A 25,633-nucleotide genomic window follows, 5' to 3' on the forward strand; every position below is an offset into this window, starting at 1 on the left:
GCCCAGCGCCGCGTAGGGCTGCTCCTTCTCCGGAGTCGCGATCGCATTGGCGACCGAGTCGGGAACGTGTTCTGCGGGTGTGCGAGGCGTGGTCACGCATGCTCCTGGAGGCGAGGGGCGACGGGTGAGGTCCAGTCTACCGGGGAATGCCTGATCAGCCGGGATATCGGACCAAGGTGTGATCGTCTCCTACGCCGTTGCCTGTTACGATCCCTAGCGGAGTCGTGGGTGTCTGTGCGGGATGATCCCGGCGTTGGAGACGATCACTCCTTCGACGTGTTCCCCGCGTTCGCGGGGATCGGTTCTGTTCCTCTTCTGCTCCCGTCCTCGACGCCCGCGACCCCTCCACTCGGCATCGGAGTCTCCTCCCCGGGGTGGGTGGGCTTATCCCCGCGTTGGCGGGGAGTTTCTGTACGCCCGGAGCTGTCCACGATCGCCTTGAACGGGCCATCCCCGCATACGCAGGGAACATCGCACCGAGGACAGGACCATCACCCCGGACCACGGCTCATCCCCGCGTAGGCGGGGAACACAACTCACCAGACCGCTATGTCCACGGGTGGCAGGGCTCATCCCCAGCGTAGGCGGGGAAACCGATGCGGAGTCAGCGGAGGACGCACGGCACCGGGCTCATCCCCGCGTAGGCGGGGAACACCGCCAGAATCATGCGATCTGGCGGGCTTCGCTGGGCTCATCTCCGCGTAGGCGGGGAACACGGCGAGGGGGCCCGGTAGCGCTCGCTTGACGGGCTCGTCCCCGCGTAGGCGGGGAACACGCAGGCCGGTCCGCGGCGGACGCGGACGCCAACGGCTCATCCCCGCGTAGGCGGGGAACACCGGCGCGAGATCCGTCGTGGCGGTGTCCTGGTCGGCTCATCCCCGCGTAGGCGGGGAACACGGCCCGCTCGTGCTCGGCCCGCTCGTGCTCGGCGGCTCATCCCCGCGTAGGCGGGGAACACCGTGGTCTTGGTGACGGCTCCCCATGCCTGCCAGGCTCATCCCCGCGTAGGCGGGGAACACGGGATGCTTGCCCCTGCCGGGATGAGCCCGCTGGGCTCATCCCCGCGTAGGCGGGGAACACTCGGCAGCGATGGTCCGAGACTCCTGGCGACGCTTCCGGGCTCATCCCCGCGTAGGCGGGGAACACGTTTCGCGCCGGAGGGGACGTGGGGCGTCGACGGGCTCATCCCCGCGTAGGCGGGGAACACCGGACGGCGGTCTTCTTGACCATCTCGTCCTCGGGCTCATCCCCGCGTAGGCGGGGAACACCTCCGGGACTGTGGAGGATGCACGCGCCGCGGGGGCTCATCCCCGCGTAGGCGGGGAACACGTACGGGATGACGACCACCCGCATGTCGGTCTGGGCTCATCCCCGCGTAGGCGGGGAACACCGCGGCGTCCGTCCCGAAGGCGTACTGGGACAGGGCTCATCCCCGCGTAGGCGGGGAACACACCGCGGCGGCGCTCAGGGTCATGGGCGAAGAGGGCTCATCCCCGCGTAGGCGGGGAACACCACCCGCTGCTGTTCTTCCTCCTCGGCGTCGCGGGCTCATCCCCGCGTAGGCGGGGAACACCCAGGCGATCGGAAGCTGCGCGTACGCGGACGGGGCTCATCCCCGCGTAGGCGGGGAACACCGCAGGGTGCGCGCAACGGTGCCGGGGCGGTCCGGCTCATCCCCGCGTAGGCGGGGAACACGTCGACGGGGTCGAGGCGGAGCGGGGCGGGTGCGGCTCATCCCCGCGTAGGCGGGGAACACCGGTCGCGGTGATCGCGAGCATGTCGTCATGGGGGCTCATCCCCGCGTAGGCGGGGAACACGGATTCGTCTACGCGACGAAGAAGACCGCGGGGGGCTCATCCCCGCGTAGGCGGGGAACACTGGATGCCGTCCGGGGAGGCCAGGTAGCGGGAGGGCTCATCCCCGCGTAGGCGGGGAACACACGGCCGATAGTGGCGGGGTCGACCCCGGTCCGGGCTCATCCCCGCGTAGGCGGGGAACACATGGACTCCGGCAACCAGTACACCTCGCCCGCGGGCTCATCCCCGCGTAGGCGGGGAACACGTGGCGTAGGTGGCGAGGGCGTCGGCTCCGGCCGGCTCATCCCCGCGTAGGCGGGGAACACCGTACCGGTCCCGTCTGGGGCGAATCGGAGCGGGCTCATCCCCGCGTAGGCGGGGAACACTGGCTGGAACGGACGGTCGGGCATCTCGATGCGGGCTCATCCCCGCGTAGGCGGGGAACACGCGCTGGACACCCGCGACTACGCCGCGAACTGGGGCTCATCCCCGCGTAGGCGGGGAACACCCCCGCACCATCCGGAAGAACGTCAACGAAGGGGGCTCATCCCCGCGTAGGCGGGGAACACGCTCAGGTACTCAGCCCCATCGTCTCGGGCCTGGGCTCATCCCCGCGTAGGCGGGGAACACCGCTCCGGAGGCGCCATCCCCGCCGACACCCCGGGCTCATCCCCGCGTAGGCGGGGAACACAAGGGACGCCGCGTCGACCAGATGTCCTTCGCGGGCTCATCCCCGCGTAGGCGGGGAACACGGCTCGGGGTCGGGATCCGGGTTCACGGTCTCGGGCTCATCCCCGCGTAGGCGGGGAACACTCCTGCATGGAGATGCCCGCAGCGGAGGCGTTGGGCTCATCCCCGCGTAGGCGGGGAACACAGGGACGGCACCCGGTCGGGGCTGTGGTCGGAGGGCTCATCCCCGCGTAGGCGGGGAACACCTCGATGGTCAGGAGATGTTCAAACGGCTGCGGGGCTCATCCCCGCGTAGGCGGGGAACACGCGACCTATGGCGATGCGGGCGGTGCGTCCCGGGGCTCATCCCCGCGTAGGCGGGGAACACGTCACCCGAGCCCGGGTCGCCGTCAGTTGGAGGCTCATCCCCGCGTAGGCGGGGAACACTCGGCGCGGGTCTCCTATGAGGTCGGGTCGGCGGGCTCATCCCCGCGTAGGCGGGGAACACGGTGACGAGGGTCCGCGCCCACGGGATCGAGAGGGGCTCATCCCCGCGTAGGCGGGGAACACTCCACGCTCGACCTGATCGGGATCGTCGCCCAGGGCTCATCCCCGCGTAGGCGGGGAACACCGTGGACGAGGAGCACGGGGGAGGAGGGGCGGGGGCTCATCCCCGCGTAGGCGGGGAACACGCCGTCGCCCTCGACGGAGCCGGGGGCGAGGCGGGCTCATCCCCGCGTAGGCGGGGAACACTCGGTCCGCCAGACCGAGTCCGACACGGTCGAGGGCTCATCCCCGCGTAGGCGGGGAACACGCGGTCGACTTCGCGACGGCTTCCGGCATGCGGGGCTCATCCCCGCGTAGGCGGGGAACACAAGCACGAACACCGCCAGCACCCTTGTGGGCGGCTCATCCCCGCGTAGGCGGGGAACACACAGGTCGCTTCTTCATGGGCGTGGACTCGCGCGGCTCATCCCCGCGTAGGCGGGGAACACGCACTTGTGGCAGCGGTGGCGGCGCACCTCGGGGGCTCATCCCCGCGTAGGCGGGGAACACGAGGCGATCCGCGCGCTCGTCGAGTGCGGCGCGGGCTCATCCCCGCGTAGGCGGGGAACACGTTACCGGTGCAGGCGAGCGAGACGACAACCTGGGCTCATCCCCGCGTAGGCGGGGAACACCCGACAGGGGTCACCCCGGGAACCCCGGGCTCGGGCTCATCCCCGCGTAGGCGGGGAACACTCCCTAAGGGACCCGGTGGCGGTGCTGACCCCGGGCTCATCCCCGCGTAGGCGGGGAACACGTCCTCCAGCCAGGTGAAGGTCACCGCGGCGCCGGCTCATCCCCGCGTAGGCGGGGAACACACTTCTTGATCAGGAGTTTAGAGGCGGGAGGGATGGGGTCTGTATCAGTTTCATCGGCGCACGCTCTCGGCCGCGCATAGGTATTCTCCACGACCAGGCTGATGTGCCTGGCGTTGTCTGCTGTCTGAGAACCCGTTGCTGGAGGTGCCGGCGGGAACTGCCTCAGGTGTTCTTCCTGCGGCGTGCCGCCTTGCTCCAGCCGGTTGCGCGCGAGGGGGTATCCGGCCCCGGTCGCGCCAATCGGGACTCAGACGGTCGCAGCATCAGCGTTATGCCGTCGATATCCACCGGCTCCCAGTGGTGGCCGTGCACGAGAAATGAAAGACCCTGCTCGTTCCTCGCAGGGAAGACCATGATGGCCCGCCCGGTGCGCACCATCTTCTTTGTCCGTGCCCAGAGGAGCTCACGCACACGTTTGCTGACCTTGCCGACGAAGACGCCTGCGGAGATCTCCAGAAGCCAGCGAGTGAGAAATCCTCGCAGTCCTGGAGGGCAGGCGGTGAGAACTAGGACGACCACTAGAACGGTCCGTCATGGTTCATACCGCCGGCTACGGTTCGTCGCGACCCGTCCCAGAGACGGACGACGTTCTCATCGAGAGCGAGCTCCGACTGACTGTCGGCTTCGTCGGGGAGGAGAAGCCGACGGATGTCGCCAACGCAGCGGTCGAGGAATGCGCCCCCATGAAAGCGGTCTCGAAGTCTTCGGCGGGCTTCGCCGGCGATGTCGAACGGCTGTTCGGCGGCAAGCTCGAACGCCAGCGGAACGGTCAGGTCGACTTTATAGAGATCGGCGATGTCATAGACGAAGGAGCGGGCATGTCCGGTGTGCACGAACCCGAGACCTGGTGAGCATCCGAGAGCGACAATGACTGAGTGCACGACACCGTAGAGGCTCGTGTTCGCCGCGGAGAGCGCTTGGTTGACCGGGTCTCCGTCTTCGAACGCCTCGACGTCATAAGTGCGTCGTGTCCAAGGTACGCCGTGTGCGGTGGAGTGCTCACGGTATGCCTTTCTGACGCGGGCTCCTTCACGCCCACGGAGCTGTTGCATCGTGAGCCCGCTCGTGTCCTCACCCGGGAACCGCATCGCATACATCTCCCGGGCGACGCGCAGCCGAGATGACTGGTTGGTCATGAGAGCTGCCTGTGCTTCGAGAAGGCGCGAGCTATGGGCCAGCGATCGACCGTGGGCGTAGTAGCGGACGCCTTCCTCGCCGACCCACACCACTGTCGACCCGCTCTCCGCCATCAGCACCATCGCCTGTTGGGTGACCGTCGTCCCTGGTCCCAGCAACAGCGCCCCCAGCGTCGCAGCCGGGATGTGGATCGTCCCGCGTTCGTCTGTCGCGGTGATCGCGTTGGCATCTCGGTGGATCGCGCAGCGCTCCAGGTAGATGAACGTCAACCGGTCCTGCGCGCGGACGAGCTCTGGCAACGAGGGCGGCTTTGCTCCTGAGGGCATCGGGTCACCGGAGCGGAGCGAGGGTCATGAGTCCACAGCCGTAGCCTTTCGCGCGGCCGATCCCGAAGCTCAGCGCATGGACGAGCGCCTCCCGGTCCGTGACCTCAAGGACGCCCTCGTATGCTGCGACCCGCAGGGTGACGGTCGTTTCACGTCGGGAGAACGACAGGGTTCGTCTGTCGAGCACGATGAGATCGTCTTCGCCTATGCGGAAGCCGGACCGTCCAGCCCGGTCGCGCAGCCACTTCTCCTGCTGTGCCACGGTCACGTGGCCGTAGGGCCTTCCTCGGCCGCCATCGGTGTTCCGCTCGCTGCGGGTCGGGTTGGCGGTGAGTCGGAACCGATACCGTTGGCCGCTCTCTATCCGGTCCAGTACGTCGCCGTAGGGACGTACTTCCCATGCCTCCTCCAGGCTCGGCCATCCGGCCTGCTCCGCGAGATGGGTGAGGTCGGGACGCTGTGGAGAGACGATGTGCAGCGCCTTCTGTCCGCGCAGGTTGTCCAGGCGCCAGAGGACCCGGCCGGCCTCGGTCGGCGAGGGATCAGGGAACCCGGCGAGGACGGCCGCATGCAGGGCATGGGGGGACTCAAGCAGACGACGCGCATCGCGGCGGACGGGATTGAACCTGAAGCGAGTGAGGTACATCAAAGCTCCTCGTCCGAGAGAAGGGCGAAGGGATCGTGGTCGGTAGGCGATTCCAGACGTTCCTCCCGCACCGGCGAACCGTGGTGCGGTCGCGGGTCGGGATGGTCGAGCGTCACATGTCGGACGGTGATGTCGCGGGCGCTGTACCGGCGTCGGCGAGGGTCGAAGCTTTCCGGTACGTCTTGGCGGGTCTCTCCGGGAGGCTCGCCCTCCGCGCGGTCGAGGACCATCGACACCGTGACCTTCGTCTCGGGGCGCGATCGCCGATGGTGCGGTCGGGCGCGCCAGGGAGCCTCCCGCAGGGCGTCTGCGACGGAGGCGTCGATCAGCTCGGTCGGGAGCGGGCCGCTCGGCGGAAACGCCCGCCGCCCCAGGAAGAGCGGGAAGTACGGATGCGCGAGCGCGTCACGAAACACCACCAGCTCATCGCGCGGCCCCTCGACCCCGGCGAGGAACACCGCATCGGCCAGGTAGTAACGGTGTGATAGCGGGAACGGCTGGGACCCGTCGAAGGAGCGGGTGGTCTGGAAATCCCGCTCCAGAGTCCCCGGCTGGTCGATGCGCACGCCGATCCGAAGGTCGCGGAACCGATCCAACGGCGCCGTGCGTTCCATCCCCAGGGCGGCAGCGAGCATTCCGATGATCCCGCTCCGTGTCGGCGCGAGCTCGGTGGAACGGGTGGCGAATCGGCTGCTCGATCCCCAGGATTGCTGGGGGCCGGCGAGCTCGATGAGGAGGGTCGTCACGGCTGGGCCTGGAGGCGCTCTGCGACGACCTCGCCCAGGCGCGCGACGGCCTCGTCGAGAGAGACGCGCTCCCCGAGTCCGTCGAGAGCGGCCGCGCCTGGTGTGGCACGTACGACCCACGTCTTGACCGGCGCGGTGCCGTACGCCTCGTCCACCTCCGCGGCGTGCTCCGCCAGCCGAGCACTTGCCGTGGCCAGGCGGGGCTCCGCCTTGACCGCTTCCTCGAACGCGCCGACCAGGTTCACCGGCTGAGAGTCGCGGACGCTGATCACGATCGCGTCCGGCAAGGTCCGGTTGGCGAAAGTGTTCTGCTTGCCGCTGGGCAGGCTTCTGCTGAACGACTGCACGAACGCCTCGACGGCACGTCGTGTGGCCCCCGCGTCGCCGAGGTTGTCCTGCAGTCGGTTCGCGTCCACCGTCGCATAGCGATAGAGCGTCGATGAGGTGAACTCGACCGTCCCGATCATGCCGGCCCCGGCGTCCTCCTCCTCGTCGGCGTCCTTGTGGTCGTCGACGGCGGTGAAGTAATCGAACTCGGTCTCGGCCGCGTGCACGCTGATCGCATGGGCGACCTGCGCGGCCGCGTCGACGTTCAGGTCGGAGGCATCGGCGACCATCCGGCCGAACAGAGCGAGGTCGACGGAATGCTCGGTGTCGAGCGACTTCTTCAGCCCTGCCGCTTTCAGCGCCGCGACAGGGTCGTCGCTGGCGTTCGCGGCGAGCGAGGCATCGGCGAGCCGGTCGATCTGGCGAGCGCTGAGGAACAGGAGGTAGCCCGACTCATCAGGCAGCGGATTCTCCTTGGTCGCGCGACGCGGCGCGGAGAGCTTGAAGCCGGCGGAGGTGAAGGCGAGCTTCGCGAGCTCCTCCGCGCGCTCGGCCGAGACCGATTCGTCCTTCGCGGTGATGCGCGCGGCGAGGAGCTCCACGATCCTCTTGGTACGCGTGCCCAGCTCGCTCTTGTCGAGTCGGCTCTCGAAGTCCTTGCGGGTGGCGCGCTTCCACGCCTGGCTGGACACGCGATGCCGGCGAACGCCGCCGTATACGGCCGTCTTCGGGCTCCCGGTGTCGTCTCGGTTGAGGTTCGACGGGGGAACGGTCTGCAGGATGTTGATGTCGATGATGGTGCGGGACACAGGTTTCTCCTTCGAAGGTCAGTCTTCAGTGGTCGGGGCGGAGGCAGCGCCGCCGTCGTGGCTTTCCGGCTTCTCGCCGCCGGCGTCTCCGATACGGAAGTAGTCACGCCCCCACCGTGCGCGGACGCGGTCGGCGCGCGGGCTGTGCAGGTCGAGCAGATCGCGGGCGAAGCCGCCGTAGTCCAGCTGTACCCGATGTTGCCGGAACTGCTGGATCAGGGTGCGGGCGTGATGGACGCTCTCTTCCCACGTGGTCGCGGTCCCGAGCGCGGTGAAGCGGCGTCGCACCGCGTCCGACGCGCCGTTGTGATGGCCCAGCAGGCGAGCGGCCTGGCCGAACGAGTATCCACGCCGATGCATCGACATGTCGCGTCGGGACTGCTGATGCAGGGCGAACAGCGTGATGGCTGCATAGGCGGCCTTCTCTTCCGGGCTGACCTCATCACCGCGGAGCTCAAGCAGATCGTAGAGTGACCCACCGTCGGACGCGCCCGAGCGAAGGGGCTGAAACGCGATGCCGAGCAGCTCGAGGTCCCCGCCCGGCGCGCGCCCGACTCCTTGACGGAGGCGGGCCAACGCCGAGACGGCCGAGGCGACGTTCGCCTGGTACTGCGCCTGCAACGTGCTGACCTGCTGGTCGACGAACTCGGCCATCCGTTCCGCACGCTCTTGATATCCGATCACGCGATGCTCGCTTTCGTCTGCTGAGGCTCATGTTTCTCGTCTCCCGAGGCGTTCGGGATGGCGAAGGTCTTATTCAGCGCAGCGAGGAACATGCCCTCGGCCCTGGGGGTGTTGAGCAGTCGGCCCTGGACCTCCCGTCCGGTCCAGGCGGCGGGGCTCGCGTCGCGAACCAGATCGGCCCCCAGACGGCGCAACAACCGGTGGGCGTCCTCTCGCCAGGTGGCGATGGCCGCCTCCGGGTCGGTGTCGTCGTCGAGGGTCGCCAGCCATTCCCGGTACAGGCCGTCGAGCTGCGCGTACGCCGTCGCGTCGGCGCGATCGCGAGCACCGGCGCCCTCGCCGCCGGCCGCTCGGGCAAGGTTCTCAGCGAGGTTGCGCAGAGCACGTACCCCTAGATCGGCGACGGTCACGGCGCTCTCGGCGATGGAGGCCAGCGCGGGACGGTCTCGGCGAAGGAGCGACAAGGCGACCGTGAGCCGGTCGTCGATGATCTCGTCGACAACCGAGTTGTTGCTGCCGTAGACCACGCCGACCGCCCGTAGCCGGATCCGCCGTTTGGCGCCGATCTCGTCGATCCGGATCATGGCAGAGCCGAGGATCGCGGGCGGGAGGGTGCGTCCGTCCTTCTTCTCGGCGAGGAGATCCCCGATCCCCCGCCAGAAGGCGCGCCCCGGAAGATGCTCGCGCGGCATATACGTCGGGACGCCGGCCTTCTTCGTCTGCGGCTCGCTGTAGCGCCAGCTGCTCATCGGCTCGAAGTTCTGTCGGTTCTGCGGAGTGAGCGCGTCGCCGTTGGCGAGCACGCATCCGACCACCCGGTCGCCTTCTGCGGCGAGGCGGATGCGCCGTGACTGCCAGGTGAACAGGCGCACCGGGCCGGCAGGGGCGAGTGCGTGCCGGACGGCGGCCGTGTCGGGCTCGCTGTCTTCCCAGGGCGGCAGGTCCCGTCGTCCTTGTGCGTCGATTCCCGCGCCTGGACGCACGAAGTTCAGAAGCAGCGTCTCATGCAAGTTCCCACCCTCGGCGAGCACACCGCCGAGGAGTCCGGACCAGGCGAGCCCGATCGGATACCCTCTGCCTCCCTTCACCCGATCGTCGCCGACGGCCCCGGACTTGATGCCGGAGGCGTCGAAGGCCTGCGCGTTGACCAGCCAGCGTGCGGCCTCGGCGAAGGGGAGCCGCATCGACTCCTCGCCGGCTCGAGTGGTGAAGAGGCGATTGTTGCTCGGCAGGTCGAAGATGAGGGGTGCGGTGTCTTTGACGTCCCCCGAGGGCGTGCGCAGATCGGAGACCTGGAAGAACGGACGCTCCGGGTGGAAGAGGTCGAAGCGGTCGGAGAACTCGTCGAGGTAGTCGTCGATGTCGGCGATGGGCAGGCCGTCTCGCCACCATGTCGCCCAGTCATCGTGCCAGACGTCGTTCTCCTCGTCGTACGACGCCCGGTAGAGGATCGCCAGCAGAAGACGAGTCAGGGCGAACGTCTGGGTAGGGAGCTCTCCGTCGATCTCGCGGATCTGCGCCGCGTCGCGGAAAGCGGAGCGGATCGAGACCTCCGTGGCCCGACCGTCGAGGTACCGGACGGGGATCCATGGCTGCTCCAGAAGGTCGAACGAGGTCATAGCGGAAGCTCGCTTTCGGACGGGGAGGATCGAGTGAAGGTCAGGCCGTCTTTCGGGCTGTAATGAAGGTCGAACGGGTCCAGGTGTGCCCGACCGTTCGCGTCCAGGACGAGGATGAGCTCGCCCCGCAGGGCGTGACTGCCGTGCCACGCCGGGGCAGGGTAGCGGTGCTCCAGGGTGCGGATGTGCTGATCGATGTGCGGCCCGCGGCAGAGCGCGAGGGGCAGGCGCAACGAACAGCCGAGGATGACGTCGCTGAGCCACGGTGAGGGGAGGGCCTCGGTGGGCACGGCGATGCCCTTGTTTCTGCTCAGCCATGACGGCGTGCGCAACGTCTTGTCCTCGTCCTCCTGGAGGACGAGGACCTCCAGGGTCTCTTCAGCGTCGCGCACGGCGCCTCGGGCGGCGCTGTTGCGGTCCGGGTCGCCGGCGTCGTATTTGATCCAGTCCAGGAGGGTTGCGTTGGCGGTGATGTCCACTTGGTCGAGGCGATATGTCTGAGCCTTGGACTCGGCGGTTGCTCTGCGCTCCTCGGCACGGAGTCGCGCCTCGTCCTCCGGCAAAGGCCAGCGGAGGGGAGCGGCGGGTTCCTCATAGACCTCCTGCACGAGCACAGGGATGTCGGCGGGCAGGTCAAGCGTCGTGCGTTCATGGAGGACGGCGAGGGTCCGCAGCAGGACGGAACGGTCGTAGACCCTCGTGTTGTCGCGGTACATCTCCGGCGGATCCTCCTGCCAAGCCGCTCCGGTGAGGACCAGCCGCGGCTCCTGGAGCCGTGGGGGACGGTCGGCGCGTCGATGTCGATGCAGTCGTCCTGCGCGTTGCAGCAGAAGATCCACGGGGGCGATGTCGCTGACCATGAGGTCGAAGTCGATGTCCAAGGACTGCTCGACCACCTGCGAGGCGACGACGACGTGCTTCGCCGGCCGCCGGCCGTCTGGGCCGAAGAGGTCGAGCAGGTGGCGGTCGCGTCCGGCGCGGTCGAGCCCGAGGAATCGGGAGTGCGCGACGGTCACCACATCCACGTCTGAGTCCGCTCTGAAGAGTTCTCGGAGGTCGGCGGCGGTCTCTTGCACGCGACGGACGGTGTTCCGGATCACGACGGCGCACCCCCCGTCGGAAAGCGCCTCGGAGAGCAGGGTACGCAGGGAGGAGGGATCGTCGTCGATGTGGTCGAGCCGGATCGTCCGTTCGCGACCGCTCTGGGGCGGGCGGACGATCAGCGGACTCGTGTGGGGACGAGCGACCACGATCGACGGATATCCGATGTCGCCGTCAAGGGCATCGGCCGCAGGCGGAGACGGTTCACCCGACGCTGACGCTGACGCCCGGCGTTCGCTCCGGCTGCGTCGCACGAGCGGGCGGGGACGTCCGCTCTCGTAGGCGCGGACGAAGCTCTTCCGTCGTTCGGCGGGCAGAGTGGCAGAGAGCATGATGACGGGAACGCCATAGGCGCCGAGCCAATGCAGGATGCGCTCCAGGTACTGGTTCATAAAGGCGTCGTAGGCGTGAACCTCGTCGAGGACCACTACCTTTCCTGCGAGCGCCAGATGACGAAGGGCGACGTGCCGGCTCCGCAACGCGCCGAACAGGGCCTGGTCGATCGTGCCGACGACCAGCGAGGAGAGCGGCCCCCGTTTGGCGTCGGCAAGCCAGGCGTGTGCGGTCACGAGATGGTCCTCGGGATCGTCCACGGCGAGGCCACCGAAAGCGATCCGACGCAGAACAGCGTTCTGCTCGTTGAGACGGGCTTTGCCGTGGGCGAGGAAAACCGTGAGCGGTTCTTCCAGTTCCAGCCGCTCAGCCCAGGAAAGAAGGCGAGCGAACATCCCGTCCGCTGTGGCCTGGGTGGGGAGCCCGAAGAAGATCCCCGATCGCCCGAAACGCGCGCAGAGGATCTCCGCCGCCGCGAGCGCGGCCTCGGTCTTGCCGATGCCGGTATCGGCTTCGAGGATCATCAGAGTGGGCGCCTCGACCTCGCGAGCCAAGCGCATCATCTCGCTCTGGACCGGCCGCGGTTCGCCGTCGATGCCGAACCGCGTATGGAAAAGAGCACGGTCGTCGGCCGGGGCGCGGGCACTCCACGGAGCGGGAAGGCCGATTTCGCGCCAGGCACGTTCCGCTCGATCCACCGCGGACTCGGTGGGCTGTGTGCCGGGCGGAACCAGGGGGAAATAGCTGCTGCTCGCGATCCAGTCAGCGACGATGACGAATGCGCTGAGAAGGGCGAGGGCGGGCTGGGTGAGGGTCGCGCCGCGCCATCGAGACGGATCGACCGCGAGCTCCGCCGTCATCGCCTCCAAAAGCTCGAGTCGGGTGCGAGCCCACGGTCCGTCGCCGTGGAGCCGTGGATCCCCTGCTGTCTTGTGCACGGCGACTGGTCCGGGCGGGCGACCGTGATGGGCAGCGAGCACGCTGCCCATCTTCGTCGCGAGAGACTGGTCGTACTCGTACCGCTCCTGGAGCCACGCAGAAACGGTCAGGTGGCTGACGATCTCGTGGCGAGCGATTCGTCGCTCTTCCGTGCCTTCTATGAAAGGTGAGGCGATCAGTCCTTGAGCTTGCATGACGGACGCGAGCACAGGGACCTGCACAGCGAAAGCTGGCGAAACCTTGCCTAGGTCATGCGTGCCGGCGAGCCAGACGGCGAGATCGCGGGCATCGCCCGCAGCGCCCACGCTTTCAGCGATGAGGCTCTTCACAGAAGGTGGAAGCCATCCGTCCCAAAGAAATCCAGCGACGGCCGCCGTGTCAGCGAGGTGCTGATATACAGGCAACCATCCCCGGATCTCCTGCGTGACCGGATCCGGGTCGGATTTTGCCCACGCGACGCGCGCCATCTCGCTTAACCCTTGAAGCGGGGAGCGCGCAGCGGGATCTGTCACTTTCCCCCCGTTGGATAGCGAGGCCACGAACTGTGGTCCTTCAGGACGACCATATCGGGCTCCGGTGACATCGCGTCTTGACCGATGTGCAGAACTATGTGTTCTCCCTTACGCGTGCTCTTGGGTGGGGTTTCGGTGTGATGTTTGAGGAGGTCATCTCGCTCCTTGCATGGACGTCGCCATTCCGGCGTGCGAGAGGCTGCTCACGGCCGACGCGGCGAGTCCGCCGCCGGACGGATCTCTCGAGGGGACGCCGCCTTTGGGATGCCGGTCGTCGTCGCCGCGGCGCCGTTCCACGCGGCGGATCTGCGCTGCTTTCGTGCGCGGGTGTCGATGTCGCCGGCTGCGGGCGAGCTCACCCGCCTCGATCTCAGCGGTTGCCCTGGATGTAGCGGAGCGACCTCAAGCCGGCCGCTTCCCGCGCGGCCACGGTGTGGCCGACGAGTCGGTCCCGGAGGAGTGGGCGAGGCCGTGGTGGGCAAGTGAAACATTACATCTAGAACGGTGATATTCTACATCTGAAATCTAGACCCGAGCTCGATCGGTGTTCTCGAACCTCTCCTCCCTCGTCTGAGCACCTGCTCGACCCGACGTTAGGCATGCAGCAATGAGCGATACCCGTTTGTCCCCGTCCGCCTCAGAGACCCGACAGGGTCAGAGGTCGAAGGGGATCCCTCGGCGGACGATCGTGAAAGGGGCGGCGTGGAGCGCCCCCGTGATCGCCGCCGCCGTGGCCGTCCCCATGGCGACGGCGTCAGGCCCCCTGACCGTCACGCTCAGCAATCTGGACGCCTTCGATCGATCCGCCCTTGCGCAGTCGATCCGCGCTCACGTCTCCGACGCGACGGGGAACGTCGCCACCGCCACCGTCACATACTCGTTCTCCAGCGCAGACGGAGGGACCATCGTCGTCGGAGGCGAGACCCAGCCCGGCGGAGCCACTCCCGTCACCGGATCGACGGACTCGGAGGGGCACCATGACCTGACCGGCATCGGCATGGGGAAAGCCGGATCGGTCACCGTCGTCGCCACGGCGACGACGGTGGACGGCCGTACCGCGACGTCCAACCCGGTCGTTGTCACCATCGATGCGACCGTGGGGACGCTGTACAGCTGGGGCTACAACGCCGAGGGACAGATCGGTGCCGACAAGGTCGGCGGAGTGCAGACGACGCCGATCGCCAGGACAGACGGACGCAAATACGCCGCGGTGGTGGGCTCCTGGTCGGCCCTCGCGGGAATCGCTGCCGACGGGCACATCTATACCGCAGGCAACAACGGCAGCGGCCCGCTTGCCATGGGTTGGTACGGAGGCAAGGCGGGGGTGAACGACGGGAACAGGACGCCACAGGCGGTCGGCCCCGCCGGCACCACGGACGCCACCGGCGTGGGAACGCCCACCGGCGTTCTCGCGAACGTCGTCGCCGCATACACGGGCAAGGGATGCACCCTTGACGAGACCTTCTTCGTCTCGACGGCCGACGGCTCCTTCTGGGGTGCAGGGGAGAACGCTGGCGGCGGCTTCTCCCGTAAGGACGGATCGAGCGGCGGCACCTCCGACCGGACGTTCGGGTACACCGCCTATGCCCCGATCGGCGTGGAGATCCTCGCGAAGAACCCGGGCCGCACGATCAGGCAGCCGGCGATCAGCGGCTGGTTCCGCTCCGCGTACCTGCTCGACGACGGAACGGTCTGGAACGCCGGGCGCAACAACTACTCCGCGTTCGGCACCGGTTCCGCCGTCGCCGACGGCAAGGACACCTACGCAGCCCAGACCGTCCGCGAAGACGGCAGCCCCCTCACGGGGATCCGTCAGATCGCGATCACCCAGCGGACCCAGATGTACTTGGACGCAGAAGGCAAGATCTGGGGCTCTGGCACGAACAGCTGGGGACGCATGCCCGGTTTCGCCCTCGACGCGAAGAAGAACTTCGCTTCGAGGCTGACCCAGCCGGAGGGGAAAGACGTCCGCAATCTCTGGACGAACGGCTCCGACGGCGGCTTCTACGTCGCCGAGACCGTCGACGGCATGCTCTACGCTGCCGGCGCGAACCTCAGCGGCAGCGCCAGCATCGGCACCACCGCCACGAACCGCATGAACGAGTGGATCCCGGTCGTCGGCGTTCCCGCGGGGAAGGCGATCGTCGACATCCAGTTCGGTCACGACGGCGGGCTCTGGCTGTTCGATGACGGGTCGGTGTACTTTTCCGGTCTGAACGACACCGGAGGCCTCGGCAATGGGACGGCGAACGGCACCCGGGTCACGACGATGACGCAGGTCCCGATTCCCGGCGGTAAGAAGGCGATATCCATCGCCGCGACCTTCTGGGATAGCTACGCCGTCGTCACCGCCGACTAGAACCGATCCAAGGTTCGACGAGGGCGGGAGCAGGTGCGACCTGCCCCGCCCTCGTGATCATGTTGAAGTTTTGGGATGGTGTCGCGGAGCGTCGGCGATCCTTCGAGCTCAGGAGCGCGTACCCGAGAGCTCCGGCCCTACCCGATCTCCTCCGCCGTCGACGGAAGCAGATGCGCTCGTTCCACGGCCAACTCGGCTCCGATCGCGTCGCCCTCGCGGATGCACTCGGCAAGCTCCTCGAAAAGGTCAGCGAAGGCAGCGAAGTCGAACAGTTTGTCGATGGTGGCGAACCGGAGCTTGAAAGCCAAGCCGTCGATGGTCTGCTCGAACAGGGCGACGACCAGCGGATTCCCGCACTCCTTGGCGAGCATGCGCCAGAGCGCGCTCGCCTCAGCGTTGGTGCCAGGGCCGTCATCCGCACGGAGACAGTTCACGACGACCGTGAACTGCTTGAGCACGTCCTTCTTCACGCCGTCAGACAGACGAGGAACAGCGAGTCGCACCACGCCACCGAGGATCACTCCCAGCGTCTGCAGCGCTGCAAGCGCTTCCTCCTCCACCGGGAGCGTGACCCGGGTGTAGCGGTTCGGAGCCATCTCGACGAGACCCATTCGGCTCAGCTCATTGAGGGCGTCACGGATCGGAGTGCGAGAGACCCCGAGCCAGGCGGCGATCTGATCATCGTGGAGACGCTCGCCCGGCTGCAGGGTTCCGTCCATGATCGCCTCGCGGATCCGCTGGAGGACCGTGTCTCTCAGGAGCGTCCGCTTGGCCGGCTCTCGATCAACATCCTTCGGCACAGGCATCCGACGGTCCTTTCAACGGCATCTCGGTCGATTGACCGTACTGGTCGAGACATCGAGGCGCACGGCATGTCCGCTCTGGGATACGGACGCGATGAGCCTCATGATTGTATCCCACGTCGCTACGCGAATAGCCTCTGCCGATCGGCCGGGACGCGCAAACACGGGACTGTGGAGGGCCCTCGCCGCCGGTCCCCCTCCACCGCTTCCCCCGCCATCGGCCAGGCCGCCGGCGGCGCTCCGGCGTGGCGCTTCACAGAGGGCCCCGTGTATGCGATTGTTCGGGTACTCGCATCCGCGAGCAGGTTCTTTCTTCGGTCTCGAGGAGACATCATGCCCACTCCCACCACCGTCAAGATCTCCTTCTGGATCTTCCTGATCGGTCTCGTCCTGGACGTCGTCGCTGGCATCATCATGGTCATCAGCGGAGCCGCTCTCGCCGCTAGCGGTTCGTCCGCGACTGTCGAGGGCACGACGGCCGGCGGAGCCGTTTTCATCGCCACCGGCATCATCGCCCTGGTGTTCGCCGCGATCCAGCTGCTTATCCTGTGGAAGATGAAGGCCGGTCGGAACTGGGCGCGCATCGTGCTGACGATCCTCGAGATCCTCTCGCTCGGCTCCCTGTTCACCGGTACCAGCGGCATCGGTATCACTGCGGTGGTGTTCGGTGTCGTCGCTGTCGTGTTGATGTGGGTTCCTGTGTCGAATGCCTATTTCCGTAGGGCCTGATAGGACTATATGCACCCGGTCATGAGGTAACGCCCGTCTCACCGTGCACGGCACGTTACTCACCGTCCATCGCGCTCGTGCCGGGTGGGAAACAAGCGCTTATCTCCGCCGCGATGAGAGGCCCAGGCGCTGTGAAGCGGTGGCTGGACCGCTATCGTGCCAGGTCTCCACGATCGCGCTCCTCGCGCCTGAACCACGTCGCTAACCGCACTTCTGATGCCAGGGCGGATGTCGTTGTCGCATCACGGAGGAACGACTCGGGGCGACGAGCTGGCCGCACGCCCCTCGGTTGGCGAGGCCGAGGCCTGCGGCTCCTCAGGACGACCTTAGTGAGTGCCGATGGCATCGCGCGTCGTCCCGAGCGCAGCACTATGTGTTCACCCTTATCTGTGTCCTTGGCGGGAACGTCGGCGCGGCGTTGAAGAAGTCGTCTCGCTCGTGCGTGGATCTGTGTTCTTGCCGCCTAACGTGTCACGCCTGCTCCGGAGGCGAGGGGCGACGGATGGGGGGTCTGCCCGGGTGGTGTGAGGCTGGAATGAGGGAGGGTGGGATGCTGTCTCCGCGAGCCCGTGAGTTGGGGCGTGACCCATACGACGGTTCGAGCCTGTGGCCGTGACGTTTCCGATACGCTCTGGGCAGTTCATGATGGTCAGTGTCGATCCGAGAGGTCAGTGATGGAGTTTGCAGAGCGCCTTGAGTCCCTCGCCACCAAGGTGAAAAATCAAGTCGCAGCGATCGGAACCGAGGAGGCAACGAAGAACGCCTTCGTCATGCCCTTCATCTCGACGATCCTGGGCTACGACGTCTTCGACCCTCTGGAGGTTGTTCCCGAGTTCACCGCCGATGTCGGAACCAAACGGGGAGAGAAGATCGACTACGCGATCATGCGAGACGGGGAGGTGCAGATCCTCATCGAGTGCAAACCCTCGATGGGCTCGCTCAAGATCGAGCATGCCTCCCAGCTGTTCCGGTACTTCGCGGTCACGAACGCCCGTATCGCCGTGCTGACGAACGGCGCGGTCTGGCACTTCTACACCGACCTGGACGCACCTAATCGGATGGATGGGAAACCCTTCCTCGTGCTTGACCTTCTGGACATTGATGAGACGCTCATCCCGGAGATCCAGAAGCTCAGCAAGGGAAGTTTTGACCTCGAGTCGATCATCAACGCTGCCGAGGAGCTGAAGTACATCGGCGCGCTCAAGCGGGAGATCGCTGCACAGTTCCGGGAGCCGACGGACGAGTGGATCAAGTTCTTCACCTCGCGGGTCTATGACGGCGCCTTCACGCAAAAGGTCCGTCAGCAGTTCACCGTGCTCGTTGGCAAGGCGGCGCAGCAGTTCCTCACCGAACGGGTCAATGATCGACTCAAGACCGCTCTCGGTGCGAGCGGCATGAGCGTAACGAATGCCCCGCCGGCGTCGAGTGCGGAGGTGGCCGCCGAGGATCTCGACCGAGACACCGAGATCGTCACGACGTTGGAAGAGCTTGAGGGCTATCAGATCATCAAAGCGATCGCGTGTGGCGTCGTCAAGCCTTATCGTGTAACGCACAGGGACGCGAAGAGCTACTTCGCGGTACTGCTCGACGACAATAATCGTAAGCCGGTCGCGCGCCTGCATTTCAACGGTCGGCAGAAGTACCTGGGAATCCTCGACGAAAACAAGGTGGAGACCCGGCATGCAATCGAGGATCTGGATGAGATCTACGGCCATGTCGAAGCCATTCGTGAAGCGGTGCAGCGCTATCAGTAGGGGAACCGATCTTGCGGAGTGCCATGCTTGGATGGTGTGGGTGAATGGAAGAAGCCCGCACGGCATGGGGGAGCCGTGCGGGCGGTTTGTTCTTCCGAACGTTCCTGCACAAGGGTAGCTTTGTGGTGAGGGCCTCCTTGTGAGGGGTTTCTTCTGTTAGAAGAGGCTCTTGGAGAAGAAGCCGTTGTCGTTCTGGAAGAAGTTGTTCCAGCTGTCGTTCATGCTGTTTTTCTCAGGAGTGGTGGTGGCGGGTGCCTGGGGGGCATCCTGGATCATCGGCTGCATCGGCTGCATCGGCTGCATCGGCTGCATCGGCTGCATCGGCTGCATCGGCTGCATCGGCTGCATCGGCTGCATCGGCTGCATCGGCTGCATCGGCGCGTTGAGGGTGAGCTCAACGATGGTGGTGTCCGCGGTGCCGCGGGTGCTGGTGCTGATGCTGTTCGAGCCGGTGCTGGAGGAGGAGGATGAGGACGGGGAGACCACGATCTTGATGGTCTTGTCGTCCGAGGTGAAGGTCAGCTCACGGTCCTTGCGGACGACGTCGAAGCCGATCTCGCCGATCTTGGTGTGCTGGGTCTCGGCCTTCAGGGCCTGGTCGCCCAGGATGACGTCCGATGCGGTGAAGGTGACGGCAAGGGTGCCGCCCGTGGGAGCCTCTGCCTGAGCGGCGGCGGCGGTGGTGAGTGCGACGGTGGCTGCGAGAGCGGCGACCGTTGCTTTCTTGATGATCGACATGAATACTCCTCAATATATTTACGCATCTTGTGAATGCGAGATAGACACTAGCAAACGGATTAGTGTCTCGTGTCTGGTGTTCCCGGTTTTCTTTCAGGAAAACTCGCGTAATGCGTGCGGCCTTTCGGAGGGGTCGATGAATCGCGTGATACAACCGGTCTCATAGCATCACGCGAATAGAACCTAACCACCCATCCGAAAACGCGCGTCCCCGATCTGTGTGCTCTCTTTCGCTTGGCGAAAGCACCGCCACCGATATCGTCGGTCGAGGAGAAAAGAGCGTATGCGCGGCCGTGAGCTCCGGAGCGGCGTCGCCGTCACATGACGCCGCTCCCGCTCAACGGTCCAGCGGGGACCGTTGAGCGGGAGCGGATCGTCATGCGTCCCGCCTAGAGCCCGCGAGGCTCACGGGCAGGCAGGCGTCACGACGTAGTTGACCCAGTAGTCGTGGTCTCCGGCGTATCCCCCGGCGCTGGTGATCGAGCTGGCCAAAACCTTCCCGTCCTTCCCGGTGAGGAGGCGCTTGTCTCCCGTGAGGAAGAAGCCTCCTCCGATCGCCTCGATGTCCGTCGGGAGCAGGGGCGAGTACGGCGTGACCCCTTGGCTGCTGCGATAGTAGAACGCCGAGCCGTTCGAGACGAAGTCGACGAGGTAGCCATGGTCGTAGGCGCTCTCGAACGAGGAGGCACTGGTGACGTTCGTCGCGATCAGCGTGCCGCCGCCCTCCCACGAGTACAGCGTGCCGTCCGGAGTCAGGTAGAAGCCGTTGCCGAGCGCCTTGACGTTCTGCGGGATTCCCGGGTAGAAGTCGGTCACCGCGTCGCTGTGCCGGTACATCTTGGCGCCTTGCGCGTCGACGTAGTCGACATAATAGGTCCCCGACTGCGCATAGCCGTGAGCAGTCTTGACGCCCGTCGCGATGGGGGTCGCGATGTCCCAGGCGTACAGGTTGCCCGTGGACTCCTGAAGGAAGTAGCCGCAGCTGACCGGCTTCGCGTCGCTGGGGACCGAGGGGAACGACGTCGGGGTCCCTCCCCCTGAACGGACCTCATAAGCGACTCCGCCCTTGAAATACTCGACCCAGTAATGGAAACCTGTTCCGACGAAGCCGACCGCGCCCTGGTCGGCTTCGGCCACGATCATCGCCCCGTCCATAATCCCCGAGTAGATGTTCCCGGCGGTGTCCTGATAGAAGCCGCCCCCCAGGGCCTTCGACCCGGCAGGGACCGGGCCGTAGATCGCAGATCGATCGTTGTGGAAGCTGTACTCGCCCGCAACGGGGGTCGACGGTGCGCTGGCGAGTACAGACGCGTCGGGGGCGCCGGCCGATCGCCCGACGAGCGTCAGGCTCTCTCCTCGCGTCGTGTTGATCTTGATGGCAGGCACGACGACGTTTCCGTCCGCGTCGGTGACTCCGCTGTATGAGCCGCTGCCGTTGACCGTCCAATCGCCCGGGAGGGTCAACGTGACGGGTTGCCCTGCAAGAGGCGCTCCGTCCTGCGTGAGGCGCAGGGTGACACCCGTGATCTCACAGTCGGAGTTCGGGGTGTACATGGAAGACGTGAACGTCAGGATCCGGTTGGCGACCGGGCTTGCGGAAGCGAGGGGGACAGCCGATACCGTGGCGATGACGGGAATGCTCCACGCCACGCCCTTCACGAGGGTCCGGCGAGGGATTCCGTTGGGTGTATCCATGCTCTCGGGCATTATCTATCTCTTTCAAAAATCACGCCCTCGGAAAGGGCATTAAATGGTTTTCTTGATTCGTTCACGAAAGACTGAACGTCTTGCGTCCTCGGCAGGCAATCTGCTTCGGCCAGAGGATCAGATGTCAATCGAGATCGTCAGGGTGCTCTCTCGCCCCTCCCCCTCGGGCAGGACGTCTCCCTCGTCATGGTCGAATATCGGAATATCCCACCCGGGGCACTGGGACACAACGACGTACAGTTCGGAGTCCAAGGTTGACCCCTGTGCATCCGGCTGATCGAAGCCTTCCTCGATGAGCGTCATGGAGCCCCTAGGCAAGGCTCGTCGCCTGGCTTCGCGTCCTGAGTGCCCGGCGTGCATTCGAAGCATCACCGGACGCATAGGATGCATCCATTTCTTCTCTCCCCTCACTAATGCAGCGACTCGACGGTTTCGCGACGTGATAACCCTGCGAGATCCCCATCCCGACCCGTTCCGTACGCGAGCTCTGCCTGTCGACTGCATGCCCCTCGAAGCGCCCGGCGTCTGTGGCTGCATGCCCGCCGGGTGCTTTATCAGTGTGCGTCACCTCACCGTCGTCGCCCGTCAGCAGATGACGAATGCGATGATTTATGGTCGGGAGACGATCATTTTTTGCGAACGCGTTAACCAGAATGTGACTGTGTGCGAAGCTAAAACATTCCGAGGCAGGGGGAGGCGTAGGGCGGAAAGTTGACCGGTCGGGTTCTCGGAGGCTTCGGCGGGGTAAGTCCTCTCTGAGCGCGTTGGCTTCTGCTCAGACCAGGGCCCTGCGAGGATCCTTGGGAGGAGAGGCCCGTGGTTCAATCGTCCGCCGAAAAAGACGTCCACCTCATTGACGACTACGCCAAAGCTTGGCTGACTCAGCGTGGCTATAGAGTGCGTTCGCATTTGCGTCCTCTGCACCTTTTCGCCAACGAGGTCTCCTGTGGGACCTTTGTGTTGCGACGGATGTGGTCTTCCGGATTCACCGCCGACTGGCGCCTCGCCGACGGCGAGGAAGTCGTGTCGTTGACACTCCTTCTGGACGGCGACCTCAGCGCGGAGACGGAGGACGGTATCGTTCCCTTGCAAGTGGGGGCGGCGTGGGTGTGGACGGGAAGCCGTGACATCGTGTGGTCGGGTCGATCGGCCGCCGTCATCCAGATCGAGGTCGATGGGGCGCGTCTGTCCGGGTTCCTCGACATCGCCCGGATCGAAGGAAAGCCCTTCGTGGCCAGCCGAAGCCTGCGTGATCCTTTCGTCGCCCTCGTGATGTCTGTGCTGGACTCGGAGATATCCCCTTCGCGTTCGAGCTTCATGCAGATCCAACGAGCGCTGGAGGCGATGACCACGGCGATTCTCGTCGAGGAGGCCGGCCTGCCTACTTACCATGGCCGTTCCGTCGCGGGGCGAGCGCTCTTCCAACGCGCGACGGCCTTCATCGCTTCGAACGCAGGCGATCCGACGCTCACACTCGACTCCATCGCCGAAGCCCTCAACGTCTCGACCCCGCACCTGATACGCGTCTTCCAGAGTTCTGAGACGACCCCCATCCGTTATCTGCGGAACATTCGGGCGATGAACGCGATATCCATGCTCGAGTCGAGCACGCAGGTCGACGACATCGAGGCGATAGCTCGCCTGACAGGCTTCTCCAGCGCCCGGAACATGCGCCGCGCCATCAACGAGTTCTCCCCACGTCATGTGCCCACCCATGACGCCATCGAGTCGTTGGGCATGCGGCAGCCGAGATCACCGCGGCCGCACGGCGGCCTTCCCTCGAAGAAGGCGTCAAGCAACAGCTGGTCGCCTGGAGTCCCGGAGACGGCGGCGTAACCGAAGAGGGCGGCGACGTCTTCACGCCGGAGGACGGCGTCGGCGGTTCGGATGTTCGTCGAAGCTGGCCCGGTCTAGGTCGCGCCTGCCTGCCCCGCTCGGCTCTCCTGTGGGGAGGCGACAAGCCGGGCGGAGGGCTGGGCCCCGCCGATTTGGGTGAAGTCCACAGTCGTCTTCATTCGGTGTTGTGGCAGACCTACGATGATGACGAACTCCATCCCCGTTCGAGAGGTTGCTCATGGTTGACGCCGCTGTCCGTGTGAACGCGTCCGCTTCCGCCGCGGAGGACTCCGCCGCTCCTCGGGTCGACGTGCCCCTGGTCGGCGACCTGCTGATGGGCACCTGGGCCGAGACCCGGCGCCAGGCCCGCGAGATGATCAAGGATCCCGCCTTCTGGCGCGACGACTCGCTGGGCAAGGACGAGCACCGGGAGCGGGTCCTCAGCCAGATGCACCTTCTGGTCGAGAACCGCGCGGTGCACCGCGCCTTCCCGAAGCGTCTGGGCGGCGAGGAGAACAACGGCGCCAACATCGCCGGCTTCGAGGAGCTTGTCGCCGCCGACCCGAGCCTCCAGATCAAGTCCGGCGTGCAGTGGGGGCTCTTCGGCTCGGCGGTGCTGCAGCTCGGCACGGTCGAGCACCACGACCGCTGGCTCCCCGGGATCATGGACCTCTCGGTCCCCGGCGCCTTCGCGATGACCGAGATCGGCCATGGCTCTGACGTCGCGGCGATCGGCACCACCGCGACCTATGACCCCGAGACCGAGGAGTTCGTGATCAACACGCCGTTCCGCGCGGCGACGAAGGAGTACCTGGGCAACGCGGCGCTGCACGCCTCCGCCGCCACCGTCTTCGCGCAGCTCATCACCCAGGGCGTGAACCACGGCGTGCACTGCTTCTACGTCCCGCTCCGCGGCGAGGACGGTCAGGACCTTCCCGGGATCGGCCGCGAGGACGACGGCCTCAAGGGCGGCCTCAACGGCATCGACAACGGACGGCTGAGCTTCGACCACATCCGTGTCCCTCGCACCAATCTGCTCAACCGCTACGGTGACGTGGCCGCGGACGGCACATACTCGAGCGCGATCGACAGCCCTGGCCGCCGGTTCTTCACGATGCTGGGAACGCTCGTCCAGGGCAGGGTGTCGCTGGACGGGGCGTCGTCCTGGGCGTCCGCGCTCGGCCTCTACATCGCCACGACCTACGCGACCCAGCGCCGTCAGTTCGACGGCGCCGACGGCCAGGAGACGGTTCTCCTGGACTACGGGAAGCACCAGCGGCGCCTGCTGCCACGGCTGGCGACCACCTACGCGCAGCTCTTCGCGCACGACGAGTTCCTGCAGAAGTTCGACGGGGTCTTCTCCGGTCGCACCGATACCGCAGAGGACCGCGAGGATCTGGAGACGCTTGCGGCCGCGCTGAAGCCCCTGTCGACCTGGCATGCTCTCGACACCCTCCAGGAGTGCCGCGAGGCGTGCGGCGGCGCCGGCTTCATGTTCGAGAACCGGTTCGTGGGCCTGCGCGCCGACCTCGACATCTACGTCACCTTCGAGGGCGACAACAACATCCTGCTCCAGCTCGTGGGCAAGCGCCTGCTCACCGACTACGCCACGCAGTTCAAGGGCAAGGACGCGCGCGCCCTCGCGGCCTATGCGGTCGGACAGACCGCGGGCAAGGTGTTCCACGGCGCGGGGCTGCGGGCCTTCGGCCAGGCGGTCGCCGATCTCGGCTCCACCGCACGGTCCGTCGAGAACGGCCTGCGTGCGGACCAGCAGCACGAGCTCCTCGCCGACCGGGTGCAGCAGATGGTGGCGGATATCGCCGGCCGCCTCCGGGCGGGCGGGAAGGACAAGGCGCTCGGCGAGCGTCTCTTCAACGAGAACCAGGCCGAGCTCATCGAGGCGGCGCGCGCACACGGCGAGCTGCTGCAGTGGGAGGCGTTCACCGATGCGGTGAACCGCGTCGAGGACTCCGGCACCAAGCAGGTGCTCACCTGGCTCCGTGATCTCTTCGGTCTGCAGCTCATCGAGAAGCACCTGGCCTGGCATCTCATCAACGGCCGGCTCTCCACGCAGCGTGCGGCCGCGGTGTCGAGCTACATCGACCGGCTCTGCCGGAGACTGCGTCCCCATGCGCTCGATCTGGTGAACGCGTTCGGCTACGAGCCCGAGCACGTCCGTGCGCCGATCGCCTCCGGTGCCGAGCAGCAGCGGCAGGACGAGGCGCGCGCCTACTATGCCGCGCAGGCGGCCTCGGGCGATGCCCCCGTCCTCGAGAAGACGCTCAAGAAGAAGTCCGGCAAGCGCGGACCTCGGCCGTGAGGTCGTCCGCCCGGTGGGTCGGCCTGTCACCGGGCCCGGTTTCCGCGCGACCGGCGAGGGTGAGGAGGCCCTGGGTGTTGCGTGCGGCCGTCGAGGCGTCGGTGTTGCCGCTGACCGTTCCTACGCCGAGCAACGCGATCTGGGGCGAGGCGAGCAGGTACGCCAGAGCGAGCGCGTCGTCGATCCCCGTGTCGCAGTCGAGGTACATCGGTCGGCAGGGGACGTCGGTCATAGAGGTGCTCCTGGTCCGGGCGGTCGGATGCCCCGTTCGATGATGCCGGATTCGCCGCCCCCTCGCGGACGGGCGGGGCGGCGCTCGTGCTTGAATGAGGCGTGGGGGAGCACCGCCGGCCCGGGCCGCGGCTCATCCCGCCCCGATCCG

At 66.5% G+C, this 25,633-nt stretch carries 18 protein-coding genes and 1 CRISPR repeat array; of the genes, 5 read left to right on the plus strand and 13 right to left on the minus strand.

Annotated features, from left to right (window positions below; translation table 11 throughout):
* Positions 1-626: 626 nt before the first annotated feature.
* Positions 627-3,826: direct repeats of the CRISPR family, unit length 29 nt; unit sequence GGGCTCATCCCCGCGTAGGCGGGGAACAC.
* A 162-nt stretch (positions 3,827-3,988) separates the two neighbouring features.
* From cas2e to cas3, 8 genes are read right to left on the minus strand one after another with little or no spacing between them, the layout of a single operon-like run.
* The gene (gene cas2e / locus ACP15J_RS05780; RefSeq protein ID WP_424936069.1) at positions 3,989-4,345 is read right to left on the minus strand and encodes a type I-E CRISPR-associated endoribonuclease Cas2e; all 357 of its coding nucleotides are present in this window, start codon (positions 4,343-4,345) and stop codon (positions 3,989-3,991) included.
* A complete protein-coding gene (gene cas1e, locus ACP15J_RS05785) occupies positions 4,345-5,289 on the minus strand; it encodes a type I-E CRISPR-associated endonuclease Cas1e (protein ID WP_424936070.1) in 945 nt (314 codons plus the stop codon). The genes cas2e and cas1e overlap by 1 nt, the downstream gene beginning before the upstream one ends.
* A 4-nt stretch (positions 5,290-5,293) precedes the next feature.
* Entirely contained in the window at positions 5,294-5,935 is a 642-nt protein-coding gene (cas6e, locus tag ACP15J_RS05790) for a type I-E CRISPR-associated protein Cas6/Cse3/CasE (protein WP_424936071.1), read from the minus strand.
* Positions 5,935-6,681 carry a type I-E CRISPR-associated protein Cas5/CasD gene (cas5e, locus tag ACP15J_RS05795; RefSeq protein WP_424936072.1) on the minus strand — a complete coding sequence of 249 codons (747 nt, stop codon included), beginning with the start codon at positions 6,679-6,681 and terminating at the stop codon, positions 5,935-5,937. The genes cas6e and cas5e overlap by 1 nt, the downstream gene beginning before the upstream one ends.
* Positions 6,678-7,817, minus strand: a complete 1,140-nt coding sequence (gene cas7e, locus ACP15J_RS05800) for a type I-E CRISPR-associated protein Cas7/Cse4/CasC (protein ID WP_424936073.1) — start codon at positions 7,815-7,817, stop codon at positions 6,678-6,680. Before cas7e ends, cas5e begins: the two co-directional genes overlap by 4 nt.
* 18 nt (positions 7,818-7,835) lie before the next feature.
* Complete coding sequence (gene casB / locus ACP15J_RS05805; RefSeq protein ID WP_424936074.1) at positions 7,836-8,471, minus strand: type I-E CRISPR-associated protein Cse2/CasB; 636 nt, start codon at positions 8,469-8,471, stop codon at positions 7,836-7,838.
* Between the two features lie 26 nt (positions 8,472-8,497).
* Positions 8,498-10,120, minus strand: a complete 1,623-nt coding sequence (casA, locus tag ACP15J_RS05810) for a type I-E CRISPR-associated protein Cse1/CasA (RefSeq protein ID WP_424936075.1) — start codon at positions 10,118-10,120, stop codon at positions 8,498-8,500.
* Complete coding sequence (gene cas3 / locus ACP15J_RS05815) at positions 10,117-12,960, minus strand: CRISPR-associated helicase Cas3' (RefSeq protein WP_424936076.1); 2,844 nt, start codon at positions 12,958-12,960, stop codon at positions 10,117-10,119. Before cas3 ends, casA begins: the two co-directional genes overlap by 4 nt.
* A 760-nt stretch (positions 12,961-13,720) precedes the next feature.
* Here cas3 and ACP15J_RS05820 point away from each other — a divergent pair.
* A complete protein-coding gene (locus tag ACP15J_RS05820; protein ID WP_424936077.1) occupies positions 13,721-15,364 on the plus strand; it encodes a hypothetical protein in 1,644 nt (547 codons plus the stop codon).
* 137 nt (positions 15,365-15,501) lie between these two features.
* Here the strand turns inward: ACP15J_RS05820 and ACP15J_RS05825 are convergent, their stop codons facing one another.
* Complete coding sequence (locus ACP15J_RS05825; protein WP_197220384.1) at positions 15,502-16,170, minus strand: GntR family transcriptional regulator; 669 nt, start codon at positions 16,168-16,170, stop codon at positions 15,502-15,504.
* Between the two features lie 330 nt (positions 16,171-16,500).
* Between ACP15J_RS05825 and ACP15J_RS05830 the strand changes: the two genes are divergently transcribed.
* Together ACP15J_RS05830 and ACP15J_RS05835 are read left to right on the plus strand one after the other, a co-directional pair.
* Positions 16,501-16,896, plus strand: coding sequence for a hypothetical protein (locus tag ACP15J_RS05830; protein ID WP_197220608.1), 396 nt, complete (start codon positions 16,501-16,503; stop codon positions 16,894-16,896).
* A gap of 674 nt (positions 16,897-17,570) precedes the next feature.
* The gene (locus tag ACP15J_RS05835) at positions 17,571-18,650 is read left to right on the plus strand and encodes a type I restriction endonuclease (protein WP_424936078.1); all 1,080 of its coding nucleotides are present in this window, start codon (positions 17,571-17,573) and stop codon (positions 18,648-18,650) included.
* 156 nt (positions 18,651-18,806) lie between these two features.
* On the opposite strand, the gene ACP15J_RS05840 is transcribed toward ACP15J_RS05835, so the two are convergent.
* The 3 genes from ACP15J_RS05840 to ACP15J_RS05850 form a co-directional block, all read right to left on the minus strand.
* Positions 18,807-19,388: a hypothetical protein gene (locus ACP15J_RS05840; RefSeq protein ID WP_424980894.1), complete on the minus strand. Its 582-nt coding sequence runs from the start codon at positions 19,386-19,388 to the stop codon at positions 18,807-18,809.
* 405 nt (positions 19,389-19,793) lie between these two features.
* Positions 19,794-21,083 carry a hypothetical protein gene (locus ACP15J_RS05845; RefSeq protein WP_424936080.1) on the minus strand — a complete coding sequence of 430 codons (1,290 nt, stop codon included), beginning with the start codon at positions 21,081-21,083 and terminating at the stop codon, positions 19,794-19,796.
* A 129-nt stretch (positions 21,084-21,212) separates the two neighbouring features.
* Positions 21,213-21,398 carry a hypothetical protein gene (locus ACP15J_RS05850; protein WP_197220612.1) on the minus strand — a complete coding sequence of 62 codons (186 nt, stop codon included), beginning with the start codon at positions 21,396-21,398 and terminating at the stop codon, positions 21,213-21,215.
* Positions 21,399-22,064: 666 nt separating this feature from the next.
* On the opposite strand from ACP15J_RS05850, the gene ACP15J_RS05855 reads away from it, so the two are divergent.
* Positions 22,065-22,931 (plus strand): helix-turn-helix domain-containing protein, encoded by an 867-nt coding sequence (locus ACP15J_RS05855; RefSeq protein ID WP_424936081.1) that lies wholly within the window; start codon positions 22,065-22,067, stop codon positions 22,929-22,931.
* Positions 22,932-23,169: 238 nt separating this feature from the next.
* Positions 23,170-25,251, plus strand: coding sequence for an acyl-CoA dehydrogenase (locus ACP15J_RS05860; RefSeq protein WP_424936082.1), 2,082 nt, complete (start codon positions 23,170-23,172; stop codon positions 25,249-25,251).
* Here ACP15J_RS05860 and ACP15J_RS05865 read toward each other — a convergent pair.
* Positions 25,214-25,483 (minus strand): nucleoside hydrolase, encoded by a 270-nt coding sequence (locus ACP15J_RS05865; protein WP_424936083.1) that lies wholly within the window; start codon positions 25,481-25,483, stop codon positions 25,214-25,216. The two genes, ACP15J_RS05860 and ACP15J_RS05865, sit on opposite strands and share 38 nt — an antisense overlap.
* Positions 25,484-25,633 lie beyond the last annotated feature (150 nt).

This window comes from Microbacterium sp. S308A+, from assembly GCF_049800815.1.
Classification (GTDB): Bacteria; Actinomycetota; Actinomycetes; order Actinomycetales; family Microbacteriaceae; genus Microbacterium.

Excerpts from the sequence above, each read along its gene's own strand:
- cas1e (WP_424936070.1), bottom strand. The coding sequence starts at position 5,289 with ATGCCCTCAGGAGCAAAGCCGCCCTCGTTGCCAGAGCTCGTCCGCGCG.
- cas6e (WP_424936071.1), bottom strand. The coding sequence starts at position 5,935 with ATGTACCTCACTCGCTTCAGGTTCAATCCCGTCCGCCGCGATGCGCGT.
- casB (WP_424936074.1), bottom strand. The coding sequence starts at position 8,471 with ATGGCCGAGTTCGTCGACCAGCAGGTCAGCACGTTGCAGGCGCAGTAC.
- casA (WP_424936075.1), bottom strand. The coding sequence starts at position 10,120 with ATGACCTCGTTCGACCTTCTGGAGCAGCCATGGATCCCCGTCCGGTAC.
- cas3 (WP_424936076.1), bottom strand. The coding sequence starts at position 12,960 with ATGGCGCGCGTCGCGTGGGCAAAATCCGACCCGGATCCGGTCACGCAG.
- ACP15J_RS05825 (WP_197220384.1), bottom strand. The coding sequence starts at position 16,170 with ATGCCTGTGCCGAAGGATGTTGATCGAGAGCCGGCCAAGCGGACGCTC.
- ACP15J_RS05830 (WP_197220608.1), top strand. The coding sequence starts at position 16,501 with ATGCCCACTCCCACCACCGTCAAGATCTCCTTCTGGATCTTCCTGATC.
- ACP15J_RS05835 (WP_424936078.1), top strand. The coding sequence starts at position 17,571 with ATGGAGTTTGCAGAGCGCCTTGAGTCCCTCGCCACCAAGGTGAAAAAT.
- ACP15J_RS05840 (WP_424980894.1), bottom strand. The coding sequence starts at position 19,388 with ATGTCGATCATCAAGAAAGCAACGGTCGCCGCTCTCGCAGCCACCGTC.
- ACP15J_RS05845 (WP_424936080.1), bottom strand. The coding sequence starts at position 21,083 with ATGGATACACCCAACGGAATCCCTCGCCGGACCCTCGTGAAGGGCGTG.
- ACP15J_RS05850 (WP_197220612.1), bottom strand. The coding sequence starts at position 21,398 with ATGACGCTCATCGAGGAAGGCTTCGATCAGCCGGATGCACAGGGGTCA.
- ACP15J_RS05855 (WP_424936081.1), top strand. The coding sequence starts at position 22,065 with ATGTGGTCTTCCGGATTCACCGCCGACTGGCGCCTCGCCGACGGCGAG.
- ACP15J_RS05860 (WP_424936082.1), top strand. The coding sequence starts at position 23,170 with ATGGTTGACGCCGCTGTCCGTGTGAACGCGTCCGCTTCCGCCGCGGAG.
- ACP15J_RS05865 (WP_424936083.1), bottom strand. The coding sequence starts at position 25,483 with ATGACCGACGTCCCCTGCCGACCGATGTACCTCGACTGCGACACGGGG.